The organism is Paraburkholderia sp. UCT2 (assembly GCF_014397665.1).
Lineage (GTDB): Bacteria > Pseudomonadota > Gammaproteobacteria > Burkholderiales > Burkholderiaceae > Paraburkholderia > Paraburkholderia tuberum.
Genome location: NZ_VZQO01000063.1, coordinates 12,422 through 38,154 on the forward strand (window position 1 = coordinate 12,422; position 25,733 = coordinate 38,154).

The following is a 25,733-nucleotide window of genomic DNA, read 5'->3' on the forward strand; positions in this document are numbered from 1 at the left end:
GCAGGGCCCGGTGCATGCCGTGTCGGTGCATCTAAAAGTCCCTCTGCTTCATGCACGCTTTGTGTAACGCTCCGATGCGACGTTGAATGTGCCGCACGTCTGCAACACAACCGCAGTACTGTCCGCCGTACTGCGTTATCCCACTGCCGTCAGCAAGCCAGTACTCGTACCAGCCAGCTACCCCGCTCCCCCTTCGAAAGGAGTTCGAGATGGAATTGCTGATTGGTTTCGTGACTACTTTGTTCATTTCGCTGCTGATTTTCCGAACATGACGATGCCCTGTTTGACGCGCCGCCCGCGCGGTGCGCTGCCACACTGACCATGCAGGCTCCGCATCCCGTTTCCGCCGGCGCCCCGCTCGCGTCGTCCACCCGACCGAATTCCCGCGCGCTGACGGCCACTGCCATAGTCGCCGCGGTTCACGTCGCTCTGCTCGCCGTGATCATGACGCTGCGTCACGAGCCTGTGCCGGTCGCGCTCGAATCGCACGTGATGACCGCCGAACTGCTGCCGCCCGCGCCGCTCGCCGCGCCGGTCGCGTTGCAATCGATCGCTCCGCCGCCGCCCCGGCCAACGCCGCCCGTCCATACGAGGCCGAAAGCCCAGCCGAAGCCGACTCCGACGCCCAAGCCGACGCCAACTCCGTTGCCACAGGCCGCTGCGCCATCGCCGACGCCGGTCGCGGCGCCCGATCCGACGCCGGCCGCGCCTGCCGCGCCGGCGACACCGCCCACCGCGGCAGCGCCCGCGATCGGCAAGCCGACGATGGAAATCAGCGCGCCGAAAAACGTGTCGCACCTCGATTGCAATATCACCCAGCCCGAATACCCGACTCTATCGCGGCGCCGCGGCGAATCCGGCACCGCGTACGTGCACTTCGTCGTCGGTCTGACCGGCAAGCTCGAGAACATCGAGTTGAAGAAAAGCAGCGGCTTTAGCCGTCTCGACGACGCGGCCTTGGCCGCCGTACGCGCGAGCGCCTGCAAACCGTATCTCGAGAACGGCGAGCCCGTCAGGGCCGCGTACACCCAGCCTTTCAACTTCAATCTGACCGACTGAAGCAAGCTTTCAAAAACAAGGAATTGCAATGCAAAACTACGGATTGGCACACGTGTGGGCGCAAGGGGATTTCGTGACGCGCGGGATCGCGCTCGCGCTATTGCTCATGTCGGTGATGTCGTGGAGCGTGATCGTCGTCAAAGGCTGGAACGTGATGCGCCTGAAGCGCCTGACGAAGAACGCCGAGCAGGCGTTCTGGCATTCGGACGACCTCGCCGACGGCGTGAAGAAGCTTGGCGGCGGCGCCTCGACGCCGCATGACAACCCGTTCCTCGCGCTCGCGCTGTCGGGCCAGGAAGCGGCCGACCATCATCACCAGACGCAGCCGCATCTGCATGACCGCATGGACGTGTCGGACTGGATCACGCGCTGCCTGAAAGACACGATGGACGAAAGCGTCGCGCGCATGCAGAGCGGTCTCGCGATTCTCGCGTCGATCGGCAGCACCGCGCCGTTTGTCGGCCTGTTCGGGACCGTGTGGGGCATCTATCACGCGCTGCTCGCGATCGGCGCGAGCGGCCAGTCGTCGATCGACCAGGTCGCCGGCCCGGTCGGCGAAGCGCTGATCATGACCGCGTTTGGTCTGTTCGTCGCGATTCCGGCCGTGCTCGGCTACAACGCGCTGACGCGCGCCAACAAGGCGATCGTCGCGAAGCTGAGCCGCTTCGCGCACGGCCTGCATGCGTTCTTCGTGACCGGTGCCCGCTTGTCGTCGACAAGGCGCGGCGACGGCCTGCGTCTCGCAACCCGCGCCAACTGATCGACGAGGCATTCCAATGGCAATGAGCCCTTTCGCCGGAGACGATGACGACGGCCTGATGAACGAGATCAACATGACGCCGCTCGTCGACGTGATGCTGGTTCTGCTGATCGTCTTCATGGTGACGATTCCGGTGATCCGTCACGCGGTCAAGATCGATCTGCCGCACGCGAGCAGTCAGAAGGAAGACACGAAGCCCGCGCAGGTGACGGTGTCGATCGACGCGGACGGCAACGTGCTGTGGGACAGCACCAAGGTCGACGATGCGGCGCTCGCCGCGAAGATCGCCGCGGCCGCGCAGGCGAGCCCGCAGCCGGAGTTGCATCTCGATGCGGACCGCAAGGTGCCGTACGAGAAGGTCGCTCAGGTGATGTCCGCCGCGCAGGCTGGCGGACTGACGAAGATCGGTTTCGTCACGCAACCCAAAGCGAAGTAAACGGTAACGTGGCACGCGGACCGGCAAGCGGAGCAGCGCGCTCGTCTACGGGAACACCCCTTTTAAACAGGGCCAAAAAGTAAAAGGCCTTCATCGTCGGATGAAGGCCTTTTTTTGTGCGCACTCGGCGCCTTCGGGCGGCGGGATCATTTGCCATCGGCCGAAGACTGATAGCTTTTATCACCGCATGCGAGGGCCGTGGTCGACACGGACAACGCGGTCAGCCCTATCAGGCCCGCTATGATAGCGGCCATGAGTTTTCGCATAGGACACTCCTTAGCGAAAGGGATTTCACTATATGCCTGTGTGCGCGCGCATTCAAGCAAACGACCATTGAAAGTAATCATGACAGGCCGCGCTTAAATGCTAAAAACGATTTCCGAAGCGCGCTAGCGGCCCGCGGCGCACTGTGCCCCCTTAAGTTGCCACAGAGCCTCATGAAACCGCCGCCGACGCAGCGGAGGACGCCCTCGCCACCGATGCCTGCGCCGCCGCTTTTTCGGCGCGCTCAGGACACTCGCCGATGATGTGCTTGCCCTCATCCGGATCGAGCATCTCGACAAGATAATCAACGAACGCGCGCACGGCCGGCACCATCCCCTGACGCGACACGAACACCGCGTACAACTGGGGTGTCGGAAAACTCCAGCCCGGCATCACGGGCGACAGTTGCCCCGCTCTCAACGCGGCTCCATACATCATCTCCGGCAATGCGGCGATGCCGACGCCGGCGAGCACCGCCTCGCGAATCGTCATCAGATCGGCGGTCACGAGGCGCGGCTCGTGTTCGTGAGCATGGCGCGTGCCGTCGGGCGAGATCAGGTTGTACACGTGGCGGCCGTCGCTCGTCGGCACGTCGAGTGTTTCGAAGCGGTTCAGGTCGCCCGGCGTCAGCGGCGGCGCATTCTGCTGCAGCAGGCTCGGCGCGCCGACCAGCATCTGCTCGGTGCGCCACAGCGGCCGCACGACGATGTTCGCGTTTTCCGGCGGATCCGAACGCACGCGCAGTGCGACGTCGATCGAATCCTCGAACAGATCGACCACGCGATTCGTCACGCGCATCACGACGCGCACCTCCGGAAAGCGGTGCATGAATTCCGGCAGGATCGTCGACAGAATCGTCTGCGAGATCGTGACCGGCACGCTGACGCGCACCGTGCCGCGCGGCGACGAGCGCAGCTGCTGCACGACATTGACCGCCGCCTGCGCTTCGCTGAGCATCGCCTGACAGTGCTGGTAGAACAGCTGCCCCGCTTCGGTCAGTGCGAGCTTGCGAGTGGAACGCTGCAACAGGCGCACGCCGAGCGACGCCTCCAGCTCCGTGAGCCGACGCGACAGGCGCGACTTCGAGATGCCCAGCACCCGCTCGGCGGCCGAAAATCCGCCATGTTCGACGACCTGCGAAAAGTACATGAGGTCGTTCAGATTGTGTGAATCGATCTTCATCTCATCGTTCCATGAATAGAACAATCCATTGCTGAGGGACGGCTGGCACCGCCAAAAACCGTCCCTATAATAGCCCCATGTTTCATAAATCGCGCTATTCCCCATTTTTCGAGGTGATATTGATGACTACGTCACGCACGATCGAACGCACGTTCCCGTCGGTTCGCACAGTGGAGGGCGGCGGATTCATCGTTCATCGACCGTTTCCGACGCGTCTGCTGATGGACTTCGATCCATTCCTGCTGCTCGACGAAATGGGGCCGGTCGACTATGCGCCAGGCGAGGCCATCGGCGCGCCCGATCATCCGCATCGCGGCTTCGAGACGGTCACCTATGTGCTCGAGGGCCAGTTCGGCCACAAGGATTCGGCGGGCCATTCCGGCACGCTGCACGCCGGTGACGTGCAATGGATGACCGCGGGCGCGGGCGTCGTGCATAGCGAAATGCCGGACCCGGAATTCACGCGCACCGGCGGTCGCGTGCACGGCCTGCAGCTATGGGTGAACCTGCCGCGTCGCGACAAGATGATCGCGCCGCGCTACCAGGAAATTCCGTCGACACGCATTCCGGCCGCGACGTCCGAAGACGGTCAGGTGCGCGTGAAGGTCATCGCGGGCGAAGCGCTCGGCGTCAAGGCCGCGATCGAAACGCGCACGCCGATCCTGTATCAGCATTTCTCGTTGCAGCCGGGCGCGACGATCCGCCAGCCGGTACCGGCCGACTATCGCGTGTTCGCGTATGGGCTGTCGGGCAAGGGCGTGTATGGCGAAGGCGACGCGCGCGCGGACATCGACGCGCGCACGATGGTGGTGTTCGCCAACGACGGCGACGCGGTGACCATTACGGCCGGCGACGAACCGCTCGAAGTGCTGCTGCTCGGCGGCGTGCCGCTGAAGGAACCGGTGGTGCGCTATGGCCCGTTCGTGATGAATACCGAAGACGAGATCCGTCAGGCGGTGATCGACTATCAGGCCGGGCGGATGGGCGCGATCACGCACTGACAGGCGAGCGCGTGCCGCGCATTTGTCACGCCTGTCGGCGCGAGGCGAAGCTTGCCACCAGCCACGCGCGCAGCCAAATCATCCGCCATGGGCCGCGACCGCCGCTAAATTCGTTCACAATAACGGCTCATGTCGCGCGGCCCGCGTTGATTTCGACAGTCCGCGGCGCGCGACGCTATTAGATCCCTAGCAGAGGAGCGCGTATGGCAGAGCCCACCGTCACCGCCCACATCGGTTCGACGAATTTCCAGGTCGTGTTCGACGACGGCAAGCACACCTGGCTTGCCGACGAACCCGAATCGCTAGGCGGCGGCGACCGCGGCCCGACGCCGGTCTCGCTGCTGCTGTCGAGCCTCGGCGCTTGTACGTCGATCACGCTAAAGATGTACGCGCAGCGCAAAGGCTGGCCGCTCGCGGGCGTACGGGTCAAACTGTCGATGGAAACCGGCGACGCGGGCTCGACGATCGACCGTCAGATCATGCTCGATGGCGAACTCTCCGGCGAGCAGCGGGAACGGCTTTTGCAAATTGCCAATGCGTGCCCGGTGCACAAGATCCTCACGCACACGATCTCGATCCGCTCCGCGCTCGCGGTCGCTTAACAGCCGCAGCAAACGGGCATAGGACGGTCGGACGCCGTCCGTTCGGGTCACGAGTATTGCAATATTTTCAAAGGACGCAGTCGTCTTGAATTTCGAACACCTTATTCAGATCAACGATCCGTTGAATCCCTTCGTCGAATCGATGACCCGCGAGCAGCTGTGGCAAGGGCTCGTGCTGCGCGCCGAGCAGCCGCAACTGTTCGTGATCGGTCTCGACAGTTGCACGATCCTGTCGCGCGACGGCAATGTGCTCGAGCGTGAGTTGCACTACGGCCACGCCACTGTGCGCGATCGCGTCACACTGCAGGAAACCGAAAGCGTGCGCTACGACATCCTGCCGACCGCCGAGCACGTCGGCGGCTCCCTGACGATGACGATCGAGCAGCCCGATGAGTTGCAGCTGTTCCTACGCTTCGAGTACGCGACCACGCTGCCCGTCTCGACCGATCAGGACGCCGTGCAGACGCAGGAGATCGTCAAGTCCGCATATCGAGAGAACGATATCGATACGGTGCGGCTGATCCGCCAGTACGTGGGGGCCAGGCAGGAACCGGGACCGTTGCACTGAGATACCGCGCGGGCGCCCTGCCCACGCTGTCGCGGGACCATGGCCAGGATGGCTTCCAGAGTCGCCGTCCAGACGAACTTTCATTCAGCTATCAGAAGTCGGATTCGATCAATTTCTCAATCTTGTAAATAGGAATAGTTATCATTTAGAATGATCACATCGAATCGACGAACAAGCTAAAACGAATGACCGATATGACTCGCTCCTCCACGCTCAGCCTGCGCCGCTCGGCGGCCGCGCTAACCAGCCGCCCGAAATCGTCGACGACGGCCGCGCCCGCGGCGAAACCCGGCGCGCAACGCACCGCCGGCCAAGGCGAGACGTCGGAACGGGTCGTGCGCAGCGACGCGCTGCTGCAAGGCCATAGTCACATCAGCATCGTGCACAACGGCGACACGTATCAACTGCGTGCGACGCGCCTCGGCAAGCTGATCCTGACGAAGTAGCAAGGCAACACGAGGTAAGTACCGGGTATTGTGGGGACCACCTCCCAGAGAGGTGTTAGGCATTAGCCAGCCATGACGGCTTGCACGCGAGAACTAGACCCCTTCGTGCAGACACAAGCCAGCCGTCGCAGCAAGCCAGGCCGCTTTTTTGGTTCTCGCTCGAAAGCCGATGCGCGCAACGGCGTACATCGCTGAAAATGATAAAGCCGTGGGATGTCACCATCCCACGGCTTTTCGTTTGCGCTTGCGCCTGCGTTCGCACCGGACACAGGCTAAAGACTTACTTCGAGGCCCAGCCCCAGAACATCAGCCACCACGCGCTATTGACGACCGCCAGCGCCGCGACGAACCACAACATCGCCAGCGCGCGTTGCACGAAGCGCTCGCTGTAGCGGCGCGTGACGAGCCACGCGAGCCATGCGCTCCATGCGCTCGCAATCACGAGAATTGCGATGCGCAGACCCGACGCCCACCACAGCGACACGTGCTCGGCGCGCAGCAGCGACAGCGTCGTCGCCGACAAACCAAGGAATACGCCCGCGCCCGCGATCGGAATCAGCCCCTGCGTCAAGTGATGCAGACGCGTTGCGTCGAAGCGCCCGAGCATGCGCGTCGCGCCCGTCAGCAACAGCAGCAGCACGGTGCCGTACACAACCGCCGTCGCGAGGATGTAGCCGATCAGCAGCGAGCCGTCGAGCCACGAGAACACGTCGTTCTGGTCGGGGTAATGCGTGAACAGGAACCACGGCGCGTTGGTGTCGAGCGGCCACGTGATGTCGCGATCGACGAGCCATGTCGCGGCGAACATCTTCAGGTCGATGAACCAGCGCGACGCGGTCCAGTGGAACGCGCCGATCGCGATGCCGAGCAGGCCGTACAGGATCAGCGCGGTGTCCCACGGGTTCGCCTTCTTGTCGCCCAACTGCACGATTTCGGTTGACGGCTTGCGCCACGTCAGCGCGATCGCATCGCGGTGTCCGCTGCAGCGGCCGCACATATGGCAGTCCGCCGCACCCTTCATGTTGCGCAACGGCACGAGCGGCGCGCAGTTGATCGGAATCACGCGATGCCCGTGCTCGCCGTTCGTGTACGAGCGGCGCCACGCGTCTTCGTCGACCTTGTAGTGAAACGGCGCGAGCCGAGACAGAAGCGAAAAAACCCCGTTGACGGGGCACAGGTATTTGCACCAGACGCGCTTCTCGCGTCCGTATAGCAGACCGATCACGATTGCCGCGAAGGTCGAGCCGCCGAGCACCAGCAACACCGCTTTCGGATACTGGTAGACGCTCACCATCTGCCCGTAGATCGTCGTGATGCCGAACGCGACGAACGGCCAGCCGCCCCAGCGCATCCAATGCGGAATCGCGCGGCCGCGGCCGAATTTGCTCGCGAATTCGGCGAGCGCGCCCTCGGGACACAGCACGCCGCACCAGACGCGGCCGAGCATCACCATCGACAGCAACACGAACGGCCACCAGATGCCCCAGAACACGAACTGCGCGGCGAGCGTCAGGTTGTTCCACAGATGCGCGGTGTCGTCCGGCAGCGGCATCAGCGCGGGCACGACGATCAGGAACGCATACACCGCGACCACGACCCACTGGATGCCGCGAATCACCGCGCCGTGGCGCTGCATCCACTGGCCGGCCGCCGCGAGGCGGCCCGGCCGGGAAGCCATCACGGCGCTCATGCCGCGCGCCCTACCGTCTGCTGCGCGGGCTTGCGACTGGCGCGGCGCACGAGCAGATAAACGACCGCCCAATACACGGCATAGGCGAGCAGATTCATCAGCGCCGGATGCGCGCGGTAGCCGGTCAGCGTCGCGACGAGCGAACCGAAGGTGCTCGAGTCATCGAGAATCGCCGACGAATTCCACAGCTGGCCGACGAGCGTCGGCAGGATTTCCTTGTCGATCAGCTTGTCGACGCCGGTCTGGAACAGCCCCGCGCCGAGGAACAGCAGCATGATTTCGGTGACGCGAAAAAAGAGCCGCCACGAGATGATCTTGCCGCCGAGCTGCAACACGTAGAAGGTCAGGAACGCAAGCGCGAGACCGATCACGACAGCGAGCATCTGACTGCCGTCGACATGACCCGACTGGCCAAAGCCGAGGCCGTACAGGAAGATCACGGTTTCGCTGCCTTCGCGCGCGATCGCCAGTGCGACCAGCAGCGCCACGCCCCACCAGTTCGAATCGCGCTGGCTCTTTTGCAGCGACTGTTCCATGTCGCGCTTCAGCGTGCGGCCGTGCTGCTTCATCCACAGCACCATCTGCACGATCAGCACGCAGGCGATGAGCACCATCGCGGTCTGGAAGTAATCCTGCGCGTCACCGGAGAGCACCTCGGTGAAGCCGATTAGCGCCGCGCCGAGCGCCACCGCCGCGATCACGCCGGCTGCCACGCCGCCCCACAGGTACGGCAAGCCGCGGCGGGCGTCGTCGTCGCCATTTTTCAACCACGCGTACAGGATGCCGACGACCAGCAGTGCCTCGACGCTCTCCCGCCACACGATGAACAGAATCTGACCCATTCAAGCTCTCCCTTCGATCCTTCTACTGCCCGCTTCCGTTGCCTCGCGCGACCGACAGCGCCCGCTTGCCGTGGCGAGTTCGCGTTCGCATTCGATCGAGACCACTGCTTACTTCGCGACGATCACGCCCTGCGCCTGCTGGTGAAAGTCGTCGAAAAACTTGTATTCGCCCGGCTCCAGCGGAGCGATCACGACGAACGAATCGGCGCCCGGCGCCAGAACCTTCTCTTTACGCAACTGCACGCTTTCGAATTCGGCCGCGCCCTTGCCGGTGTTGCGTACTTCGATCTTGATACGCTGGCCTGCCGGCACTTCGATGCGGGCCGGGTTCAGTTTGCCGTCGTTCATTTCGAGCTTGAAGGTCGGCAGGTCGGCTGCATGAGCCGTGGCCGCCAGGAAAAACGTGGCGGCAAGCATCGCGATCTTTCGGTTGATTCTCATTGCCCTTTCCGGAAAACGCGACGCGCCAACGCCGGATATGACTCCGACTGTCCGCGCGCCGTCTGCTGCATTCACTGATACGTTGAGCGACGCATTGGCTCCGCGCGCCGATCAGTAACCGCCCTTCTTGCCGATGCCAGCGAAGGTGAAGTCGTATTCGAGCGTGATTGGCTTGAACCACGGACCCACGCCGGTTTCCTTGTCGACGTGACGGCCGAATGCCATGTGGCCCATCTGCATCGGCGGTTCGACGATCAGCTTCAGGTGATACTTGCCCGGGCCTTGCAGCTTGACGTTGTCGCCGTAGTGCGGACCATCGTTCGCGACCATCGGCATCAGGTCGCCCTTCAACGGCTGGTTCGAGCCGGCCTTCGTCAGTTCGTAGTGCACCTGCAGATACGGCATCCAGTCGCCTTCGGCGAAACCGGTCGGATTGTTCTTGACCGCGTGGATGTCGGACTCGAGGTGAATGTCCGAATCCGACGCCTTGCGCATCATGCCTTCAGGTTCCATCGTGACCGGCTGCAGGTAGACCGCGCCGATTTCCATGCCGCCCTGGATCTGCTGCTTGCCAATCGGATATTCGGCGGCCGAGACCGACAGCGCCGCGACAGCAGCTACCGCCGCCGCGCCACCGCGCACAAAGGAAGAAATCCGCATTGAAGCTCCTTGTTTTGATCAGACTGGGAATCGATTTCGTTGAAACACTGCGCTCGCAAGCCAGATGTAAATTTAAATGCGAACGATTCTCAATATTGAACGAGTTTATCATCGATCGCTGATGAGAACAAACCTGTCAGCACGCTCTGCCTGATGTCAGCAGGGTCTTAAGGCTCGCTTAAGAAACGTTCGTGCGGCGGGGAAACAGGGACGGAATTCGTCACGCCCAGGTTGGCCGCGCCGACGGCTGCAGCGGGACCTAAAGCGCCGGCCGATGTGAACAGGCGCGGCGAATGGCCGCGCCCTTTCGTGGTGGACAAAAGCGGTGGAGGGACGCTAGGGCCTGTTCACGCTAATAACGGGCTTGCGAACGTGCCTTTGCGCGCGTAGTGCAAGGAGAGAGGAGCGCCGTTTGGCCGAGCCAAACAAGCGACGACCGACGCCGCAATACGGGCGCAAAGGCACGTTCCCCTGTTTTAAAAAAACCTTCAAGGGGCTGGCCGCCAGAAGGGCCCGTTATTAGCGTGAACAGGCCCTAGCTATTCGACGCCCGACACGTGGTCGCCGACGTTCGCGCCGAACACGCGCTGACGCAGGAGCGCTAGCTGGTCGCGGGTCTGCGCGGCCTTCTCGAATTCGAGATTCTTCGCGTGCTCCATCATCTGCTTTTCGAGGCGCTTGATCTCCTTGGCGAGCTGCTTCTCGGACATGTCCTCGAACTTCGCGCGAGTCTGCTGCTCCTTCAACTCGGCACGCGCTTCGTCGATGTTGTACACGCCATCGATGATGTCGCGAATCCGTTTCACGACGCCGCGCGGCGTAATGCCGTGCGCAGCGTTGAACGCGATCTGCTTCGTACGGCGCCGCTCGGTTTCGTCGATCGCGCGACGCATCGAGTCCGTGATGTTGTCTCCGTACAGAATCGCCTTGCCGTTCACGTTACGCGCCGCCCGCCCGATGGTCTGGATCAGCGAACGCTCGGCGCGCAGGAAGCCTTCCTTGTCCGCGTCGAGAATCGCGACGAGCGACACCTCGGGAATATCGAGCCCCTCGCGCAGCAGGTTGATCCCGACCAGCACGTCGAACGCGCCGAGACGCAGATCGCGGATGATCTCGACGCGCTCGACCGTGTCGATGTCGCTGTGCAGATAGCGCACCTTGATGCCGTGGTCGGCCAGGAACTCGGTGAGCTGCTCGGCCATCCGCTTGGTCAGCGTCGTGACCAGCACGCGGTCGCCGGCCTTGATGCGCTCGTTGATCTCGCCAAGCACGTCGTCGACCTGGCTGCGCGCCGGCCGCACCTCGATTTCAGGGTCGACGAGGCCGGTCGGACGCACAAGCTGTTCGGCGACCTGCCCCGCGGTCCTCTTCTCGTAATCGGCGGGCGTCGCCGACACGAACACGACCTGACGCATCTTGCGCTCGAACTCGTTGAACTTGAGCGGCCGGTTGTCGAGCGCCGACGGCAGCCGGAAGCCGTAGTCGACGAGGTTTTCCTTGCGCGCGCGGTCGCCGTTGTACATGCCGTTCAGCTGGCCAATCAGCACGTGCGATTCGTCGAGCATCATGATCGCGTCGGGCGGCAGGTAATCGACGAGCGTCGGCGGCGGCTCGCCCGGCGCCGCGCCCGAGAAGTGCCGCGAATAGTTCTCGATGCCCTTGCAGAAACCGAGCTCCTGCAGCATTTCGAGGTCAAAGCGGGTGCGCTGCTCGAGGCGCTGCGCCTCGACGAGCTTGCCTTGGCTATAGAAGAATTCGAGGCGCTCGCGCAGCTCGGCCTTGATCGTTTCGACCGCGCGCAGCACGGTGTCGCGCGGGGTCACGTAGTGCGACGATGGATACACGGTAAAGCGCGGAATCTTCTGTCGCACGCGGCCGGTGAGCGGATCGAATAGCTGCAGTGTTTCGATTTCGTCGTCGAACAACTCGACGCGCACCGCCATCTCGGCGTGCTCGGCCGGGAAGATATCGATCGTGTCGCCGCGCACGCGGAACGAGCCGCGCTGGAAGTCGGCTTCGTTGCGGCTGTACTGCATCGCGATCAGCCGCGCGATGACGTCGCGCTGGCCGAGCCGGTCGCCGGTGCGCAGCGTCAGGATCATCTGGTGGTATTCGGACGGATTGCCGATACCGTAAATCGCCGACACCGTCGCGACGATCACCACGTCGCGCCGCTCCATCAGGCTCTTGGTCGCCGACAGCCGCATCTGCTCGATATGCTCGTTGATCGACGAGTCTTTCTCGATGAACAGATCGCGCTGCGGCACATACGCTTCCGGCTGGTAGTAGTCGTAGTAGGAAACGAAGTACTCGACCGCGTTGCGCGGAAAGAACTCGCGGAACTCCGAATACAGCTGCGCGGCCAGCGTCTTGTTCGGCGCGAACACGATCGCCGGGCGGCCGAGCCGCGCGATCGTGTTGGCCATCGTGAAAGTCTTGCCGGAGCCGGTCACGCCGAGCAGCGTCTGGAACGCGAGACCGTCGCCGACGCCTTCGACGAGCGTGTCGATGGCCGTGGGCTGGTCGCCGGCGGGCGGATACGGCTGGTAGAGCTTGAACGGTGAACCTTCGAACGCGATGAATTTTGATTCGTCGAGCGTATCGTCGGCTTCAGTCAGATGGTGTTCGGACATGAGGGGCGGCACCGGGCCTTGGGCAAAGAATCATTCTAACGGGTTGCGGAAAGCGAAGATCGAGCGGGCTTACGTAGGGCGGCCCTGGGCGCCGGTGTGTTATGGCCCTTTGCGGACTTGCGTGCCCTGACGGGGTTTACCGCGAACTCCCATGCCGGGCTGTGTCCTCCACGCCACGCGTCATCGTGGCGCAGTCAGCGCCAATGGGCAGCGCACCTCGGCCTGTTCGCGCCGTCGACATCGCCACGCCCGCTCGAATTCCTTACTGCCACATGGCTCTCCAGTGCCTGTTTTTCAAGCAAATAATCGCCTTTTGCCCGTCTGGTCGTCCGAAAAAAGCGCCCGGATTCGTTACAATGCGAAGTTGCGCTCGCTCGCCGCTGTCCATAGGCCGTCCCCGATTTTCGCGTTTCGTCGAACTCACGCCCACCCGCGAAACGCCGCAGACGCCCCAGATGAGGCCGCTCGCGCGCGAAGCCGCCCTCTTTTCACTACTGCTGCCCACCCATCATGTCTCTGTTCTCCGCCGTCGAACTTGCTCCCCGCGACCCGATTCTGGGCCTGAACGAAGCTTTCAACGCCGATACGCGCGCCACCAAGGTCAACCTCGGCGTTGGCGTGTACTTCAATGAAGAAGGCAAGATTCCGCTGCTGCGCGCCGTGCGCGAGGCGGAAAGGGCTCGCGTCGAAGCCGCGCTGCCGCGTGGCTATCTGCCGATCGAAGGTATCGCCGCTTACGATGCCGCCGTGCAAAAGCTGCTGCTCGGCAACGACTCGCCGCTGATCGCGGCCGGCCGCGTCGTCACGGCGCAGGCGCTGGGCGGCACGGGCGCGCTGAAGATCGGCGCGGACTTCCTGAAGCGCGTGAATCCGAATAGCAAGGTCGCGATCAGCGATCCGAGCTGGGAAAATCACCGCGCGCTGTTCGAAGGCGCGGGCTTCGTCGTCGAATCGTATCCGTACTATGACGCGCAGACGCACGGCGTGAACTTCGACGGCATGTTGAGCGCGCTGAACAGCTATGAGGCGGGCACGATCGTCGTGCTGCACGCGTGCTGCCATAACCCGACCGGCGTCGACCTGAGCGTCGAGCAGTGGAAGCAGGTTGTCGAGGTCGTCAAGGCGCGCAACCTCGTGCCGTTCCTCGATATCGCCTACCAGGGCTTCGGCGACAACATCGAAGCGGACGCGGCAGCCGTGCGTCTGTTCGCGGCGCAGGAACTGAACGTGTTCGTGTCTTCGTCGTTCTCGAAGTCGTTCTCGCTGTACGGCGAGCGCGTCGGCGCACTGTCGATCATCACCGCGAGCAAGGAAGAAGCGGCGCGCGTGCTGTCGCAACTGAAACGCGTGATCCGCACCAACTACTCGAACCCGCCGACGCACGGCGGCTCGGTAGTCGCGGCCGTGCTCGCATCGCCGGAACTGCGCGCGACGTGGGAAAGCGAACTGGGCGAAATGCGCGAGCGCATCCGCGCGATGCGCAATGGTCTCGTCGAGCGTCTGAAGGCAAGCGGCGTTGATCGTGACTTCGGCTTCGTGAACGCACAGCGCGGCATGTTCTCGTACTCGGGTCTGACGGCACCGCAAGTGGACCGTCTGCGCGAAGAGTTCGGTATCTATGCGGTCAGCACGGGCCGCATCTGCGTGGCTGCGCTCAATACGCGCAACCTCGACGTCGTCGCCACCGCGATTGCTCACGTGCTGAAGTAAGGCGATTCACGGCGCGGAGGTTTGCCGTGCAAGTGCAGCAGGTTCGCCGCTGCCACCGCCTGTAAAGACGGCGCCCTTTTCTGAAAGGGCGCCGTTTTTTTATTTTCTGACGGTTCGGCCTTGGTTGGCGCAGCGTCGGGGCTCTCCGCGAGGAATCAGCGCGAATCCCGATGAATATCGTGCGTGACGAACCCGGCATCGTTTTCCGGCATATCGAGCCAGTCGGGCTGCTCGAGAGAACGGAGAATATCTTCGAGACCGCTTCGCCAATGCTCGCGCATCGTCGACAGACCGAATTGAAAGTCCTTGTAGTGTCCTTCGTATTCCTTGTGCCGGTAGATCAGGTGAATCACGTTGTAGCGCTTTGAACACGACAGATCTTCGGCCAGCTTGCACCACGGATCGTCGCGTTGGTCTTCTGGCACACGGTCCAGCACCTCGCGCAGTACGTGGCGGAAACGCTGCGAGCGCTGCAGCATGTCGGTCACGAGACGCGTACGGCTCGAATACTGGATGTCTTTCATGCGGCCCTGTACGTCGGTGATGTTGTCCGGCACCGGCCCGATCGCACTCCATAGGTCGACCTGAAACGCGAGCGTGTCGCGACGCGGCGTGGACTGGAGCACCTCGTAGAGCGGCGTATTCGACATCAGGCCGCCGTCCCAGTAAAACTGACCGTCGATCTCGACGGCCGCGAAGCCCGGCGGCAACGCGCCAGACGCTATGAAATGCTCGGGCCTGAGCGTGGTGTGGGTATTGTCGAAGTACGCGAAATTGCCCGTGCCGCAATTCACCGCGCCCACCGACACGCGTATCTCGCCGGAATTAATCCGGTCGAAATCACACAGCGACTCGAGCGTGGCCTTCAGCGGCGTGGTGTCGTAGTAGCTCGCCAATTGCGGCGGACCGGACACCGTGGGCAACGGCGGTGGGAAACGCGGCACGAAAAAACCCTTTTGCCCTTCGACGATCGCGCTCATTGCCTGCGCTGCCGTAAATGCCTTGCGCACCGCTTCGCTCGAATTGAACAGCAGGTGTTCGATCGGAGCCGGCAAGGGCGCCCCGAACGCCGGCTGGCAGATCGTCTCCCAGAATTGCAGCAGACGCTCGACGCGTCGTTCCGGTGGATTGCCCGCAATGATCGCCGTATTCAGTGCACCGATCGAGATGCCCGCGATCCAGTTCGGTTCGATGCCGGCTTCGTAAAGTCCCTGAAAGACGCCGGCCTGATAGGCGCCGAGCGCGCCGCCGCCTTGCAGCATCAGCGCGACGGTTTCGTAGTTGGGCAACCGGAGATGCCGGCGCGAGCGGGCGGCGACCGACGGACCCGCGCCCTCCCCGTCGCCCGACACGCCCACCCGCGCCCGCTTCAGATTGCGTTGCGCCATGGGCCGCCCCTTAGTGCATGTACCAGCCGTGGCTCACGACGAACGACTGGCCGGTCAGCGCCGCGCTCGGGAATGTCGACAGGAACAGCACGGTCTGCGCGACGTCTTCGACCGTCGTGAAGATACCGTCGACGGTACCGCCCAGCATCACACGCTTGATCACTTCCTCTTCGCTGATGCCGAATTCTTTCGCCTGCTCGGGAATCTGCTTGTCGACGAGCGGCGTGCGCACGAAGCCCGGACACACGACGTGCGAACGCACATTATGCGCAGCGCCCTCCTTGGCAAGCACGCGCGACAGGCCCAGCAGAGCGTGCTTCGCGGTCACGTACGCCGACTTCAGCGGCGAGGCGAGATGCGAGTGGACCGAGCCCATGTAAATCACGACGCCGCCGCGATTGTCCTTGTACATGTGCTTGAGCGCGGCCTTGGTGGTCAGGAACGCGCCGTCCACGTGAATGGCCTGCATCTTCTTCCAGTCCGAGAACGAATAGTTTTCGATCGGATTGACGATCTGGATGCCGGCGTTGGAAACGAGAATGTCGATCGAACCGAATTCCTCGGCGACCTTGTCGATCCCCTGGTTGACGGCATCTTCGTTCGTCACGTCCATTGCCACGTCGATTGCCTTACCGCCGCCCTTTCTGATTTCTTCAGCCACGGCGTTCGCGCCGTCCTGGTTCAGGTCGGCGATCGCGACCGCAGCACCCGCGGCCGACAGAGTCAACGCGATCTGTTTGCCGATGCCGCTCGCGGCGCCAGTGACGACGGCAACTTTGCCGTTCAGATTCGAGTTCAGAGACGACATCCAGAACCTCCGTGTAGTTAATGAGCAATGAGACCACGAGACCGCGCGCGGCGAGAAGTCGGCCAAACGGTATAGACCGTTCGGCGGATGCAGCGCGGCGACCGACTTTGCTATTGTGCATGAACCCTGTGAACGACATAGGTAAAACGCACATCGAACCGTATCTCTTTAAACTGGACGCTTTCGAGCTGAATCCGGGCTCCATTCCCGTGGCATCACCAACCAGGAGACATGCATGAATTATCGACGTCTGGGCCGCTCGGGCCTGCAAGTGAGCGAGTTGTCCATCGGCTCATGGGTCACGTACGGCAACCAGGTGGATCACCGCGCCGCGCGCGAATCGCTTGCCGCGGCGCGCGACGCGGGCGTCAATTTCTTCGACAACGCCGAAGTCTACGCGGGCGGCAAATCCGAGGAGATCATGGGCCATGCGTTGAAGGAGCTCGCGTGGCCACGCGTGAGCTACGTCGTGTCGACGAAATTCTTCTGGGGACTCAACGAAGCGCCGAACCAGTACCACACGCTGAACCGCAAGTACCTGATGAACGCGATCGACGCGTCGCTGAAGCGCCTGCAGCTCGACTATGTGGATCTCGTGTTCTGTCATCGTCCGGACCCGAACACGCCGGTCGAGGAAACGGTGTGGGCAATGAGCGACATGATCGCGCGCGGCAAGGCGCTGTACTGGGGCACCTCGGAATGGAGCGCCGACGAGATTCGCGCCGCCTATGAAATCGCCGAGCGGCATCATCTGCACAAGCCGGTCATGGAGCAGCCGCAATACAACCTGTTTCACCGCAAACGCGTCGAGCAGGAATACAAACGGCTCTACGAGGACATCGGCCTCGGCCTGACCACGTGGAGCCCACTCGCATCGGGTCTGCTCACCGGCAAATATCGTGACGGCGTGCCAGCCGACAGTCGCGCGCAGTTGCAGGGCTATGACTGGCTGCGCCAGCAGCTCACGGACCCGACCCGGAACAACGTGGTCGGCCAGCTCGGCGCGGTCGCCGACGAGCTCGGCTGCACGGTCGGTCAGCTCGCGATCGCGTGGATTCTGAAGAATCCGAATGTCAGCACGGTGATCACGGGCGCCTCGCGGGTCGAACAGATCGGCGAAAACATGCAGTCCGCCGAGGTGGCCAAGCGCATCACACCGGAGATAAAGCAGCGGATCGAGGAGATCATCGGCGACGCGCACGAGTAATCGCGCGCGCAGCGCCACGCACCGGGTGGCTAACCGGGCACGCGCGGTCGCGTACAATACGCGACCGCGCGTTGCCGGCTCCTTCGGGCCAGCCTGCGCTCTATCAGCGTCCTCTCATCATGCTCAGCTACCGCCACGCCTTTCATGCCGGCAATCACGCCGACGTTCTGAAACACGCCGTCGTGTTGCAGCTCCTGCGCTACCTTGGCCAGAAGGACAAGGCCTACTGGTATATCGACACGCACGCGGGGGCCGGCGTTTACTCGCTGAAGGAAGGCTACGCGACGAAGACCGGCGAGTTCGAGACGGGTATTGCGAAACTGTGGGGCCGCAACGATCTGCCGCCGCTGTTCGCCGAATACGTCGATGAAGTCAGCGCGCTCAATGCCGACGGCCAGTTGCATTTTTATCCGGGCTCGCCGTATCTCGCGTGGCGACAACTGCGCGCGCAGGATCGTATGCGGCTGTTCGAATTGCACAGCACCGAAATCGACGTGCTGCGCCACAATTTTCGCGACGCGGGCCGACGCGCAATGCTGTATGCGGGCGACGGCTTCGACGGGATTCTCACGCTGTTGCCGCCCGCGCCGCGCCGCGCGCTGATCCTGCTCGACCCGTCGTATGAAGACAAGCGCGATTACGGGCGCACGCTGCGCTGTGTCGAGGAAAGTCTGAAGCGGTTTCCGACCGGCACGTATGCGGTCTGGTATCCGCAGGTCAAGCGCCCTGAGTCGCAGCGCTTTCCCGATCAACTGAAGCAGTTGCAGAAGGACAACTGGCTGCACGTCAGCCTGACCGTCAGCAATCCGCCGGAAGACGGCTATGGGCTGTTCGGTAGCGGCATGTTCATCCTGAATCCGCCGTATACGCTCGCCAAGACGCTGAAGGATCAGATGCCATGGCTCGTCAAAACGCTCGGCGAGGACAAGGCTGCGACGTTCAAGGTCGAATATCGCGGCAATTGAACGCGATGTGCGGCGCGTGAGCGTGCCGCGCGCGGTTCCCCGTCACCTGTCTTGCGCAACCCGATCTCCGCATACGCTCACTTGAACTGCGCCGCCGCCTTGCTCGCGAACTGGTTCGTATAGGTAGCACTCAGATCGATCTTCTTCGGATCGAGCCGGCTATCGAACGACGACAACGCGCGCAGCGACGTCGCCGGGCCATCAGCGGGCATCAGTCCGTCCGGCGAATACGCGTCGCGCACGTTGTGAAAGGCGTCGAGATAGAGCGTCGGGTCGCCCAATAGATAGGCTTGCGGCACCATCTTCAGCAGATCCGCGTCGCTCGCAGTCTGCAGCCAATGATTCGCACGCACGATCGCGTTGGTCAGCGCCTGCGTTGTCTTCGGATTTTTCTGGATGAAGCTTTCGGCCGCGTAAAGCGTCGCCGCGGGCATCATGCCGCCGAACACCTCCTGCGTGCCTTTCACCGTGCGCGTATCGACAAGCACCTTGATGGCGCCGCTACGCGTGAGCTTGGTCATCATTGGATCGACATTGGACAGCGCGTCGATCTGCCCACTGCCCACCGCGGCCAGCACCGTCGCGCCGCTGCCGACGCCGATCGCCGAAATGTCGCTGCGCTGCACGCCGGCCTTGCGCAACGCAACGGTGAGCACGAGATCCGTCGACGAACCCGGTGCGCTCACGCCGACCTTCGCGCCTTTGAAGTCCGCGAGCGACTTGATCTGATCGGCCTTCGACTTCACCACGCCGATCACGATCTGCGGTGCGCGGCCCATCAACACGAACGCGCGATAGTGCTGACCCTTCGCCTGCATGAACAACGTGTGCTCGAACGCGCCCGCGCCGACTTCGGCGCTGCCGCCCACCACCGCTTCGAGCGCTTTCGAGCCGCCCGCGAAATCTTCAAGCGTGACGTTCAGGCCTTCGTCCTTGAAGTAGCCGAGCTGCTGTGCGGCGAGGACCGGCAGATAGTACAGGCCAGGTAAGCCGCCGACGGCCATCGTCAGTGTCGGCATTTCCGGCGTGTCCTTCGCGAACCCAGCGCCGGGCAACGCAGCCAGTGCGAGCAGCATCACGCAGGTGCGCGTCGCACGCTGCATCCATTGATTGAGCATGGTGACGTCTCCTTGTTGTGTTGTCCGTTCGAAGCAGTGACGCAGGCGCACTTGCCGAGATCGAAGCTCACGGCGGCGAGGCGTGCAACGATTGTCGTCGGACGGTTTCACGGACGCCATGCGCCCAAACCCGAATGAGATTTCGGGTGCGAGGCAAGCTGGCGTATGGGGGAGAAACGGGACCGCAGAAGCACCGCCGACGATCTCTCGCGCCATCGGTACCTATTGCGGAAGGGGCACCGCTCGAGGCATCGACCGCGGCGGCACGCCACCACCCGCCGGCAATTGGATATACGGCGCGACCACGAACGGCGGCGACGATTCCGGAGGCAGCTCGACCGGTGCCGCGATCGGCGGCGCGGCGACGATCGGCTCCGGCGCAGGCGGCGAGCTCAGCAGTACGGTACCGCTCTGGCCATTATTGACGCCGCCAAGCGTATCGAGGATCACGGGGGGACGCCCGTTATCGGACACTGCGAATGCGTCCGACGCGGCGCAGAGGGCGGCGAGCATCGCCATGGCGGCCGCGGCCATCACGGCTCGGAAAGTTTGCAGCGAACGGACGGAGGACATGGACAGCCCGATTGGTTATGAATGCCGTCTTGCGCGAAAAACGCCATACATTACCGCGGGCCGCGTTACGAAGCTAGTCGATATTCGCCATCAGCAGCTTTCTTGCGCCGTTCACTCGAAAAAACGTCGAAGGCACACGCGGATTTCGATGTCCAGATACGACAAAGCCCCGCTTTGACGGGGCTCGACATTGGTACTGCAATGGCCGCGCAAAAGCAGCCCCGCCAGGTCAAACTCAAAGCGGAAACTTACAGCGAATAGCCGTTGGTTTCGAGCGAACGGATGCGCTGTTCGAGCTGAACGATATCCGACGACGAGGCGAGATATGCCTCACGACGGCTACGTTCCGCGGTTTCGAACCAGGTGCTGAGCTTCTCAAGAATGAATGCAAACATGATGTTCTCCAAGGATCAGATCGAATCCCCGGTGATTTGACATCAGGGATTTCCCGTGAAAGGGTTAACCCGCATTATAGCCTTAAGGTGCAACCTGAATAGTGAAATGCCCGCATGGTGTGCATTCCGTTTTGGAATAGTGCACCGGTAAGGTGCAATGCAGTTCCTGATTTTATTGGGATTCATCCAGCCGTCCTTTAAGTGGACGTCATTTCCGCGATTTTTATGCGCACTTTCGGTGCATGAATCGCTCGACCTTAAGAATCGGCAGGCCGGGTTGCACTTCGATTAGCCGCTAAAGCGGACGGCAACCTTGTCCCGATACAAGATCGGTGTCCGCCAGTCGCTCGATAATCGGACAATCTGGCCGGTCATCACCATGGCAATGATCGGCCAGATGCGCGAGAGTGTCGCGCATGTCCGTCAGTTCGGCGATGCGGCGATCGAGTTCGGCGACATGTTCGAGCGCGATCCGCTTTACTTCGGCACTTGCACGCGAGCGGTCGTGCCATAGAGCAAGCAGCCGCCGGATATCCTCGACCAGAAATCCGAGCCGGCGAGCCTGGCGAATAAAGCGCAAGGAATGCACTTCCTGCGGGCCATACACGCGATAACCGGCACTCGTGCGCGCCTTCGCAGTCAATAGGCCGACACTTTCGTAGTAGCGGATCATTTTTGCCGTAACGCCCGACACGCGGGCCGCTTCGCCTATGTTCATGACTGTTTCCTCAAGGTTGCGGCTGAACTCCAATCGATCCTACACCTTCCCATGGTGGGAAGGTCAGCTACCCAAACAAGGTACGGCAGGCATAATTCGACTATCCGCAATCTGATTCCGCCGAGGTCTTTGCAATGACAATCGAACTCCATGTAGAAGGCATGAGCTGCCAGCACTGCGTTGCCGCTGTCACGAGCGCGATTCGCGAGCACGACGCCGCCGCGCAGGTTCAGGTGGATCTCGCGACCGGCCGCGTGCTCGTGGAGTCGGCGCAACCCGTCGATGCGCTGACGGCCGCGATTGACGAGGCCGGATACACGGTCACGTCTGTGCGCTGAGGGTGCCGCGCATGTTCAAGGTTGCCGTAATAGGTGGTTCCGGATTGCTCGGCCGCGCGCTCAACGACGAACTCGCGCGCCAGACCGGCTGGCAGACCGTCTCCACCGCATATAGCCGAACGTCCCCGCGAATGGTCGCGTTGGATGTTCGCGATAGCGTTGCGGTCGAGCGTTTCATCGACCGCGTAGCGCCGGATGCCGTCGTGATTGCCGCGGCGGAGCGCCGTCCCGATGTATGCGAGCGCGACCCGGCGCTTGCTCGCGCGCTGAACGTCGATGCCGTGCGAATGATCGCAGGGGCGGCGAACCGACACGGCGCGTGGACACTGTCGATCTCGACCGACTACGTGTTCGACGGCACGCACCCGCCCTATCGTCACGACAGCACACCTGCGCCACTGAACGCGTACGGACAGAGCAAGCTCGAAGGCGAGCGAGCGCTGACCGACACGGCCGAGGGCGGTTGCGTGCTGCGTCTGCCGCTGCTATATGGTCCGATCGTCAGTTGGTCGGAATCGGCCGTGACTAGCCTCGTGCCGGCGATTGCAGCGGCGGCGGCGCCGGGGGCCCAGGCTGCCAGGATGGACGCTTGGGCGATCCGCTATCCTACGTTCACGCCCGATGTCGCTTTCGTGATCCGACAGATGCTCGAGCGGCACGCGCGCGGCGAAACGGTCTCTGGCATCGTGCAATGGTCGGGCGACGAACCGATGAACAAGTACGAGATCGCCGTGCGCCTGGCAGAAGCGTTGCAACTCGACGCGCATCTGACGCCCCAGCGCACACCCACCGACGCGACGCCGCGCCCGCACAACTGTCATCTGGCATCGAGCCGTTTAGAGGTACTCGGAATCGGCCGACGCACGCCTTTCGATATGGCGATCCGGCTGGTGCTGGCCGCGTTTCCGTGGCAGGGACAGGCCAACTTCCGTATGATCCGGCACCTTGCGTGCGTGCGGTAAACGGCTGGCGAACAATCAGATCTCTCAAGAAACCCAATGGAAAAGGTTGGTTTTCATGGAGTCGGCGCGTTTGGCTGGAGCTGGAATCCGAGGGCGGAAGCACGTCGCCTGAGGGCTGCGATGCTGCGCTGGCGCTGCTGTTCCTCATAGCGCTGCTGCCCCTGGTCGACGAAGGCTTCGCCGCGCGTGAGCATGAAGTACACCATGCGGGCAAGCTTGTGGGCGACCGCGGTATTGGCGCGCGGCTTGTCCATGCGTGAGCACAGCCGGCGGTAGAACGCGCCGAGCGCCAAGTCGCTGCGCGACAGGCTCATGGCTGCCATTTTCAGCGCCTGCCGGGCGCGGTTGGCGGAGGGGCGTGTGCCGGAAGACAGCGTCTTGCCGCCACTTCTGTTCGTGGCGGGGCACAGGCGCAGCCACGAACAGAAGTGCTTGACGCTGGCAAAGCGGCTCAGATCCGGGCCGATCTCGGAGAGGATCGTCATCACGGTGGCCACGGACAGGCCGTTGATGCGCGTCAGGTCCACGCCCGCCCAGCGCGCGAGCGCGGTACGCGCGTCGAACCGGGGGGCGTTCTTCTGGCGTTTCTTGTCCGGCCCGGCCAGCTGGACGTCGTGACGCCCCAGGGGGACCAGCAGCGCCTCGGTCTTCGCATCGCACTCGAGGATGCGCTCGGCGAGACTGTCGAACATTGCGAGCGCCTGCGCGAGCACGAACAGGTGCTCCTCGCGCCAGTTGCCGCTCAGCGCCCTGATGATGTCTTCGGTACTGGCCTTGACGAGACTGTGGCGGAAACGCGCGAGCACCTTCGGGTCGCGTTCGCCGGCCACGATCGCGCGGATGATCGCCTGTCCGGTCGTACCCATCACGTCCGTGAGTACCTCGGTGAGCTGGAGGTTCATCTGCAGCAGTGCCTTCTGTATGCGCTGCACCCAGCTACCCTGTTCGGTGAGCAGCAGCTCGCGCTGCCGCACCACCGCGCGCACCACGCAGACCTCGCCAGCGGGGCGCCAGGCCGCACGCAGCAGTCCGAGACTCATGAGCTTCTGCAGCCACTGGCAGTCCTGTACGTCGCTCTTGCGCCCCGGCACGTACTTCATCTTCCGCGCATCGACGAGCCAGACTGTCAGCCCGCGCTGCTCGAGCACCTCATACACCGGGATCCAGTAGACGCCGGTGGATTCCAGTGCCACGGTATCGACGCCGCACGCGAGCAGCCAGTCGGCCATCGCGTGCAGGTCACCGGTCATCGTGCCGAACTCGCGCACCGGCTGGTCGTCGGCCGTCCGGGGGACTGCCACCCAGTGGCTGGACGCGCCCACATCGATCCCGGCGGCGTTCGGATACACCTCGTCGTCTTCCCGCTTGCGCATGGCCATGGCCTGCTCCTGGCTGGTTGGTTCAGGGCAGCACCAGGGGGAAGCGTCTGAATCGACTCGATCTCTCAAACGGGATGCAGCTCGCGCCGCTCACCAATGTCACCGACGATTCCCGGACCATGCTATGTACCGGGCTCGCCACACGGCGTCCGGGGACGTCGCATGCGCGCACCAGTGATCTTCCGGTCATCACGGCGCTGTCGCCTGTGTTATAGCCCATCATCGTTTCTTCCGGAACACCGGGGACGATTGGCGGCCTTCGGAAGCTATGTAGCGTGAGAGTCGTCAAGGCCCGAGTCGTAAGATTGACTGTGCCAAGGTTTGCTCAACGGAGGGCATCATGGACGCAAATCACGTTACCGGACCACATGCTGAGGGCGTCATCCTGGCAGTGTCGCTTGAACTGTCTGCCGCCCAGTGGAAGGTCGCGCTTCACGACGGATTCAGGGAGAAGCCGGCGGTCCACACGGTCAGCGCGCCACAGGCGAACTTGCGACTGCAGGCCGTTCTCGAACTCATCGCGCAGCACAAGCAGAAGTGGCCGCTCCGTCGAACGAGCTAGCGTCAAGACTAATGGGATGGACGCCCCCACCCGAAGCTGGAGTTGACCCGCTTTCGTGGACACCTATCCTTTGGAACAGGAGTTTTCCACGAAAGCGGGTCAACTCCACTTCTGTCGAGCATGTTGCTGTTGATTTGTAAGCACCTCGCGACGGCCGTCCGCAACGCGGCGCCCGCGTGAGGCATGATCGGGAATCGGGTTACGTGTCAGCAGACGCCGATGGGCCAGACTGCCGAGGCAGCTTCGTGGCCACGTTCCAGGGCAACAGTTCGTCGATGCGGTTAATGGGATGGTCAGCGATATGGGTCAGGACGTATTCGAGGTAGGCGCGCGGGTTGATCCCGTTGAGCTTGCATGTGCCGATCAGACCGTACATCGCGGCTGCCCGCTCGCCTCCGCTGTCGGAGCCGGCGAACAGGAAGTTCTTGCGGCCCAGACTCACACAGCGCAGCGCGTTTTCGGCCAGGGCGTTGCTGATCTCAGCACGACCCTCTTCGCAGTACAGCGCGAGCGCGTCCCACTGGTTGAGCGAGTAACGGATCGCTTTGGCCAGTTCGGATTTCTTCGACAGCGTGGCGAGCTTGTCCGTCATCCACGTCCTGATGGTCGCGAGCAGCGGCACGCTGTTCTCCTGCCGCAGGCACAGCCGTTCAGCAGCGGGTTTGCCACGGATGTCCGGCTCGATGCCGTAAAGTCCACCGATCAGTTCGAGCACCTCTCGGGTCGCCCCGGTAGGCGTTCGGGCATACACGTCGTAGAGGTACCGTCTCGCGTGGTCCCAGCATGCAGCTTCACGGATCTTGCCGCTCTCGTACAGTTCGTTGAAGCCACTGTAGGCGTCGGCCTGCAGGATGCCCTCGAATCCAGCGAGATGGGTCTGGGGGTGGATGCCTTTGCGCTCGGGCGAGTAAGCAAACCACACCGCGGCCGGTTCGGTCGAGCCCGAACGGGTGTCATCGCGCACATACACCCACAGTCGCCCGGTCCTTGTCTTCTTCTTGCCCGGCTCGAGCACCGGGATCGGCG

General features: G+C 62.9%; 27 protein-coding genes. 13 read left to right on the forward strand and 14 right to left on the reverse strand.

The window, feature by feature from the left end; all coding sequences use genetic code 11:
- Positions 1-321 precede the first annotated feature (321 nt).
- From F6X39_RS32915 to F6X39_RS32925, 3 genes are read left to right on the forward strand one after another with little or no spacing between them, the layout of a single operon-like run.
- Positions 322-1,059, forward strand: coding sequence for an energy transducer TonB (locus tag F6X39_RS32915; protein ID WP_187619684.1), 738 nt, complete (start codon positions 322-324; stop codon positions 1,057-1,059).
- A gap of 28 nt (positions 1,060-1,087) precedes the next feature.
- A complete protein-coding gene (locus tag F6X39_RS32920) occupies positions 1,088-1,819 on the forward strand; it encodes a MotA/TolQ/ExbB proton channel family protein (protein ID WP_187619685.1) in 732 nt (243 codons plus the stop codon).
- Between the two features lie 16 nt (positions 1,820-1,835).
- Positions 1,836-2,255, forward strand: a complete 420-nt coding sequence (locus tag F6X39_RS32925) for an ExbD/TolR family protein (RefSeq protein ID WP_184032602.1) — start codon at positions 1,836-1,838, stop codon at positions 2,253-2,255.
- 435 nt (positions 2,256-2,690) lie between these two features.
- Here the strand turns inward: F6X39_RS32925 and F6X39_RS32930 are convergent, their stop codons facing one another.
- Positions 2,691-3,701: a LysR family transcriptional regulator gene (locus F6X39_RS32930; RefSeq protein WP_184062149.1), complete on the reverse strand. Its 1,011-nt coding sequence runs from the start codon at positions 3,699-3,701 to the stop codon at positions 2,691-2,693.
- Positions 3,702-3,823: 122 nt separating this feature from the next.
- On the opposite strand from F6X39_RS32930, the gene F6X39_RS32935 reads away from it, so the two are divergent.
- From F6X39_RS32935 to hemP, 4 genes are all read left to right on the forward strand, one after another.
- Positions 3,824-4,702 (forward strand): pirin family protein, encoded by an 879-nt coding sequence (locus F6X39_RS32935; RefSeq protein ID WP_090803851.1) that lies wholly within the window; start codon positions 3,824-3,826, stop codon positions 4,700-4,702.
- Positions 4,703-4,905: 203 nt separating this feature from the next.
- On the forward strand, positions 4,906-5,304 hold the full coding sequence (locus F6X39_RS32940; protein ID WP_184044399.1) for an OsmC family protein: 399 nt from the start codon (positions 4,906-4,908) through the stop codon (positions 5,302-5,304).
- Positions 5,305-5,389: 85 nt separating this feature from the next.
- Positions 5,390-5,872 (forward strand): SRPBCC family protein, encoded by a 483-nt coding sequence (locus F6X39_RS32945; RefSeq protein ID WP_018418636.1) that lies wholly within the window; start codon positions 5,390-5,392, stop codon positions 5,870-5,872.
- Between the two features lie 185 nt (positions 5,873-6,057).
- On the forward strand, positions 6,058-6,318 hold the full coding sequence (gene hemP / locus F6X39_RS32950; RefSeq protein ID WP_187619686.1) for a hemin uptake protein HemP: 261 nt from the start codon (positions 6,058-6,060) through the stop codon (positions 6,316-6,318).
- 280 nt (positions 6,319-6,598) lie between these two features.
- Here hemP and F6X39_RS32955 read toward each other — a convergent pair whose 3' ends face one another.
- The 5 genes from F6X39_RS32955 to uvrB form a co-directional block, all read right to left on the reverse strand.
- Positions 6,599-8,008 (reverse strand): 4Fe-4S binding protein, encoded by a 1,410-nt coding sequence (locus F6X39_RS32955; protein ID WP_187619687.1) that lies wholly within the window; start codon positions 8,006-8,008, stop codon positions 6,599-6,601.
- Positions 8,005-8,850, reverse strand: coding sequence for an FTR1 family protein (locus F6X39_RS32960; RefSeq protein ID WP_187619688.1), 846 nt, complete (start codon positions 8,848-8,850; stop codon positions 8,005-8,007). Before F6X39_RS32960 ends, F6X39_RS32955 begins: the two co-directional genes overlap by 4 nt.
- Positions 8,851-8,958: 108 nt before the next feature.
- Complete coding sequence (locus F6X39_RS32965; RefSeq protein ID WP_187619689.1) at positions 8,959-9,291, reverse strand: cupredoxin domain-containing protein; 333 nt, start codon at positions 9,289-9,291, stop codon at positions 8,959-8,961.
- A gap of 111 nt (positions 9,292-9,402) precedes the next feature.
- Entirely contained in the window at positions 9,403-9,951 is a 549-nt protein-coding gene (locus F6X39_RS32970; RefSeq protein WP_090803840.1) for an iron transporter, read from the reverse strand.
- A gap of 539 nt (positions 9,952-10,490) precedes the next feature.
- On the reverse strand, positions 10,491-12,584 hold the full coding sequence (gene uvrB, locus F6X39_RS32975) for an excinuclease ABC subunit UvrB (RefSeq protein WP_187619690.1): 2,094 nt from the start codon (positions 12,582-12,584) through the stop codon (positions 10,491-10,493).
- 510 nt (positions 12,585-13,094) lie between these two features.
- Here uvrB and F6X39_RS32980 point away from each other — a divergent pair.
- Entirely contained in the window at positions 13,095-14,294 is a 1,200-nt protein-coding gene (locus F6X39_RS32980; RefSeq protein ID WP_187619691.1) for an amino acid aminotransferase, read from the forward strand.
- A gap of 155 nt (positions 14,295-14,449) precedes the next feature.
- Here F6X39_RS32980 and F6X39_RS32985 read toward each other — a convergent pair whose 3' ends face one another.
- Together F6X39_RS32985 and F6X39_RS32990 are read right to left on the reverse strand one after the other, a co-directional pair.
- Positions 14,450-15,682 (reverse strand): DUF3734 domain-containing protein, encoded by a 1,233-nt coding sequence (locus F6X39_RS32985; RefSeq protein ID WP_187619692.1) that lies wholly within the window; start codon positions 15,680-15,682, stop codon positions 14,450-14,452.
- Between the two features lie 10 nt (positions 15,683-15,692).
- Complete coding sequence (locus F6X39_RS32990; protein WP_187619693.1) at positions 15,693-16,490, reverse strand: 3-hydroxybutyrate dehydrogenase; 798 nt, start codon at positions 16,488-16,490, stop codon at positions 15,693-15,695.
- A gap of 235 nt (positions 16,491-16,725) precedes the next feature.
- Here F6X39_RS32990 and F6X39_RS32995 point away from each other — a divergent pair, with 235 nt between their 5' ends.
- Together F6X39_RS32995 and F6X39_RS33000 are read left to right on the forward strand one after the other, a co-directional pair.
- Entirely contained in the window at positions 16,726-17,697 is a 972-nt protein-coding gene (locus F6X39_RS32995) for a potassium channel beta subunit family protein (protein ID WP_184062158.1), read from the forward strand.
- Positions 17,698-17,816: 119 nt separating this feature from the next.
- Positions 17,817-18,662: a 23S rRNA (adenine(2030)-N(6))-methyltransferase RlmJ gene (locus tag F6X39_RS33000; RefSeq protein WP_184032566.1), complete on the forward strand. Its 846-nt coding sequence runs from the start codon at positions 17,817-17,819 to the stop codon at positions 18,660-18,662.
- Positions 18,663-18,739: 77 nt separating this feature from the next.
- On the opposite strand, the gene F6X39_RS33005 is transcribed toward F6X39_RS33000, so the two are convergent.
- The 4 genes from F6X39_RS33005 to cueR all read right to left on the reverse strand — a co-directional run bounded on the left by F6X39_RS33005 (position 18,740) and on the right by cueR (position 21,466).
- Complete coding sequence (locus tag F6X39_RS33005; RefSeq protein ID WP_187619694.1) at positions 18,740-19,780, reverse strand: ABC transporter substrate-binding protein; 1,041 nt, start codon at positions 19,778-19,780, stop codon at positions 18,740-18,742.
- A gap of 222 nt (positions 19,781-20,002) precedes the next feature.
- Positions 20,003-20,353 (reverse strand): hypothetical protein, encoded by a 351-nt coding sequence (locus F6X39_RS33010; protein ID WP_262414897.1) that lies wholly within the window; start codon positions 20,351-20,353, stop codon positions 20,003-20,005.
- Between the two features lie 248 nt (positions 20,354-20,601).
- Positions 20,602-20,748 carry a DUF3563 family protein gene (locus F6X39_RS33015; RefSeq protein WP_018418650.1) on the reverse strand — a complete coding sequence of 49 codons (147 nt, stop codon included), beginning with the start codon at positions 20,746-20,748 and terminating at the stop codon, positions 20,602-20,604.
- Positions 20,749-21,043: 295 nt separating this feature from the next.
- Positions 21,044-21,466, reverse strand: a complete 423-nt coding sequence (gene cueR, locus F6X39_RS33020; protein ID WP_018418651.1) for a Cu(I)-responsive transcriptional regulator — start codon at positions 21,464-21,466, stop codon at positions 21,044-21,046.
- Positions 21,467-21,600: 134 nt separating this feature from the next.
- On the opposite strand from cueR, the gene F6X39_RS33025 reads away from it, so the two are divergent.
- Both F6X39_RS33025 and F6X39_RS33030 read left to right on the forward strand, forming a co-directional pair.
- Positions 21,601-21,804: a heavy-metal-associated domain-containing protein gene (locus F6X39_RS33025; protein WP_187619695.1), complete on the forward strand. Its 204-nt coding sequence runs from the start codon at positions 21,601-21,603 to the stop codon at positions 21,802-21,804.
- A gap of 11 nt (positions 21,805-21,815) precedes the next feature.
- The gene (locus tag F6X39_RS33030; RefSeq protein ID WP_187619696.1) at positions 21,816-22,766 is read left to right on the forward strand and encodes a dTDP-4-dehydrorhamnose reductase family protein; all 951 of its coding nucleotides are present in this window, start codon (positions 21,816-21,818) and stop codon (positions 22,764-22,766) included.
- A 53-nt stretch (positions 22,767-22,819) separates the two neighbouring features.
- Here the strand turns inward: F6X39_RS33030 and F6X39_RS33035 are convergent, their stop codons facing one another.
- The gene (locus F6X39_RS33035; RefSeq protein WP_187619697.1) at positions 22,820-24,145 is read right to left on the reverse strand and encodes an IS110 family transposase; all 1,326 of its coding nucleotides are present in this window, start codon (positions 24,143-24,145) and stop codon (positions 22,820-22,822) included.
- Between the two features lie 340 nt (positions 24,146-24,485).
- Between F6X39_RS33035 and F6X39_RS33040 the strand changes: the two genes are divergently transcribed.
- On the forward strand, positions 24,486-24,707 hold the full coding sequence (locus F6X39_RS33040; protein WP_410450642.1) for a hypothetical protein: 222 nt from the start codon (positions 24,486-24,488) through the stop codon (positions 24,705-24,707).
- Between the two features lie 199 nt (positions 24,708-24,906).
- On the opposite strand, the gene tnpC is transcribed toward F6X39_RS33040, so the two are convergent.
- Positions 24,907-25,733: IS66 family transposase (tnpC, locus tag F6X39_RS33045; protein ID WP_187619698.1), on the reverse strand; the 827-nt coding region annotated here is incomplete at its 5' end.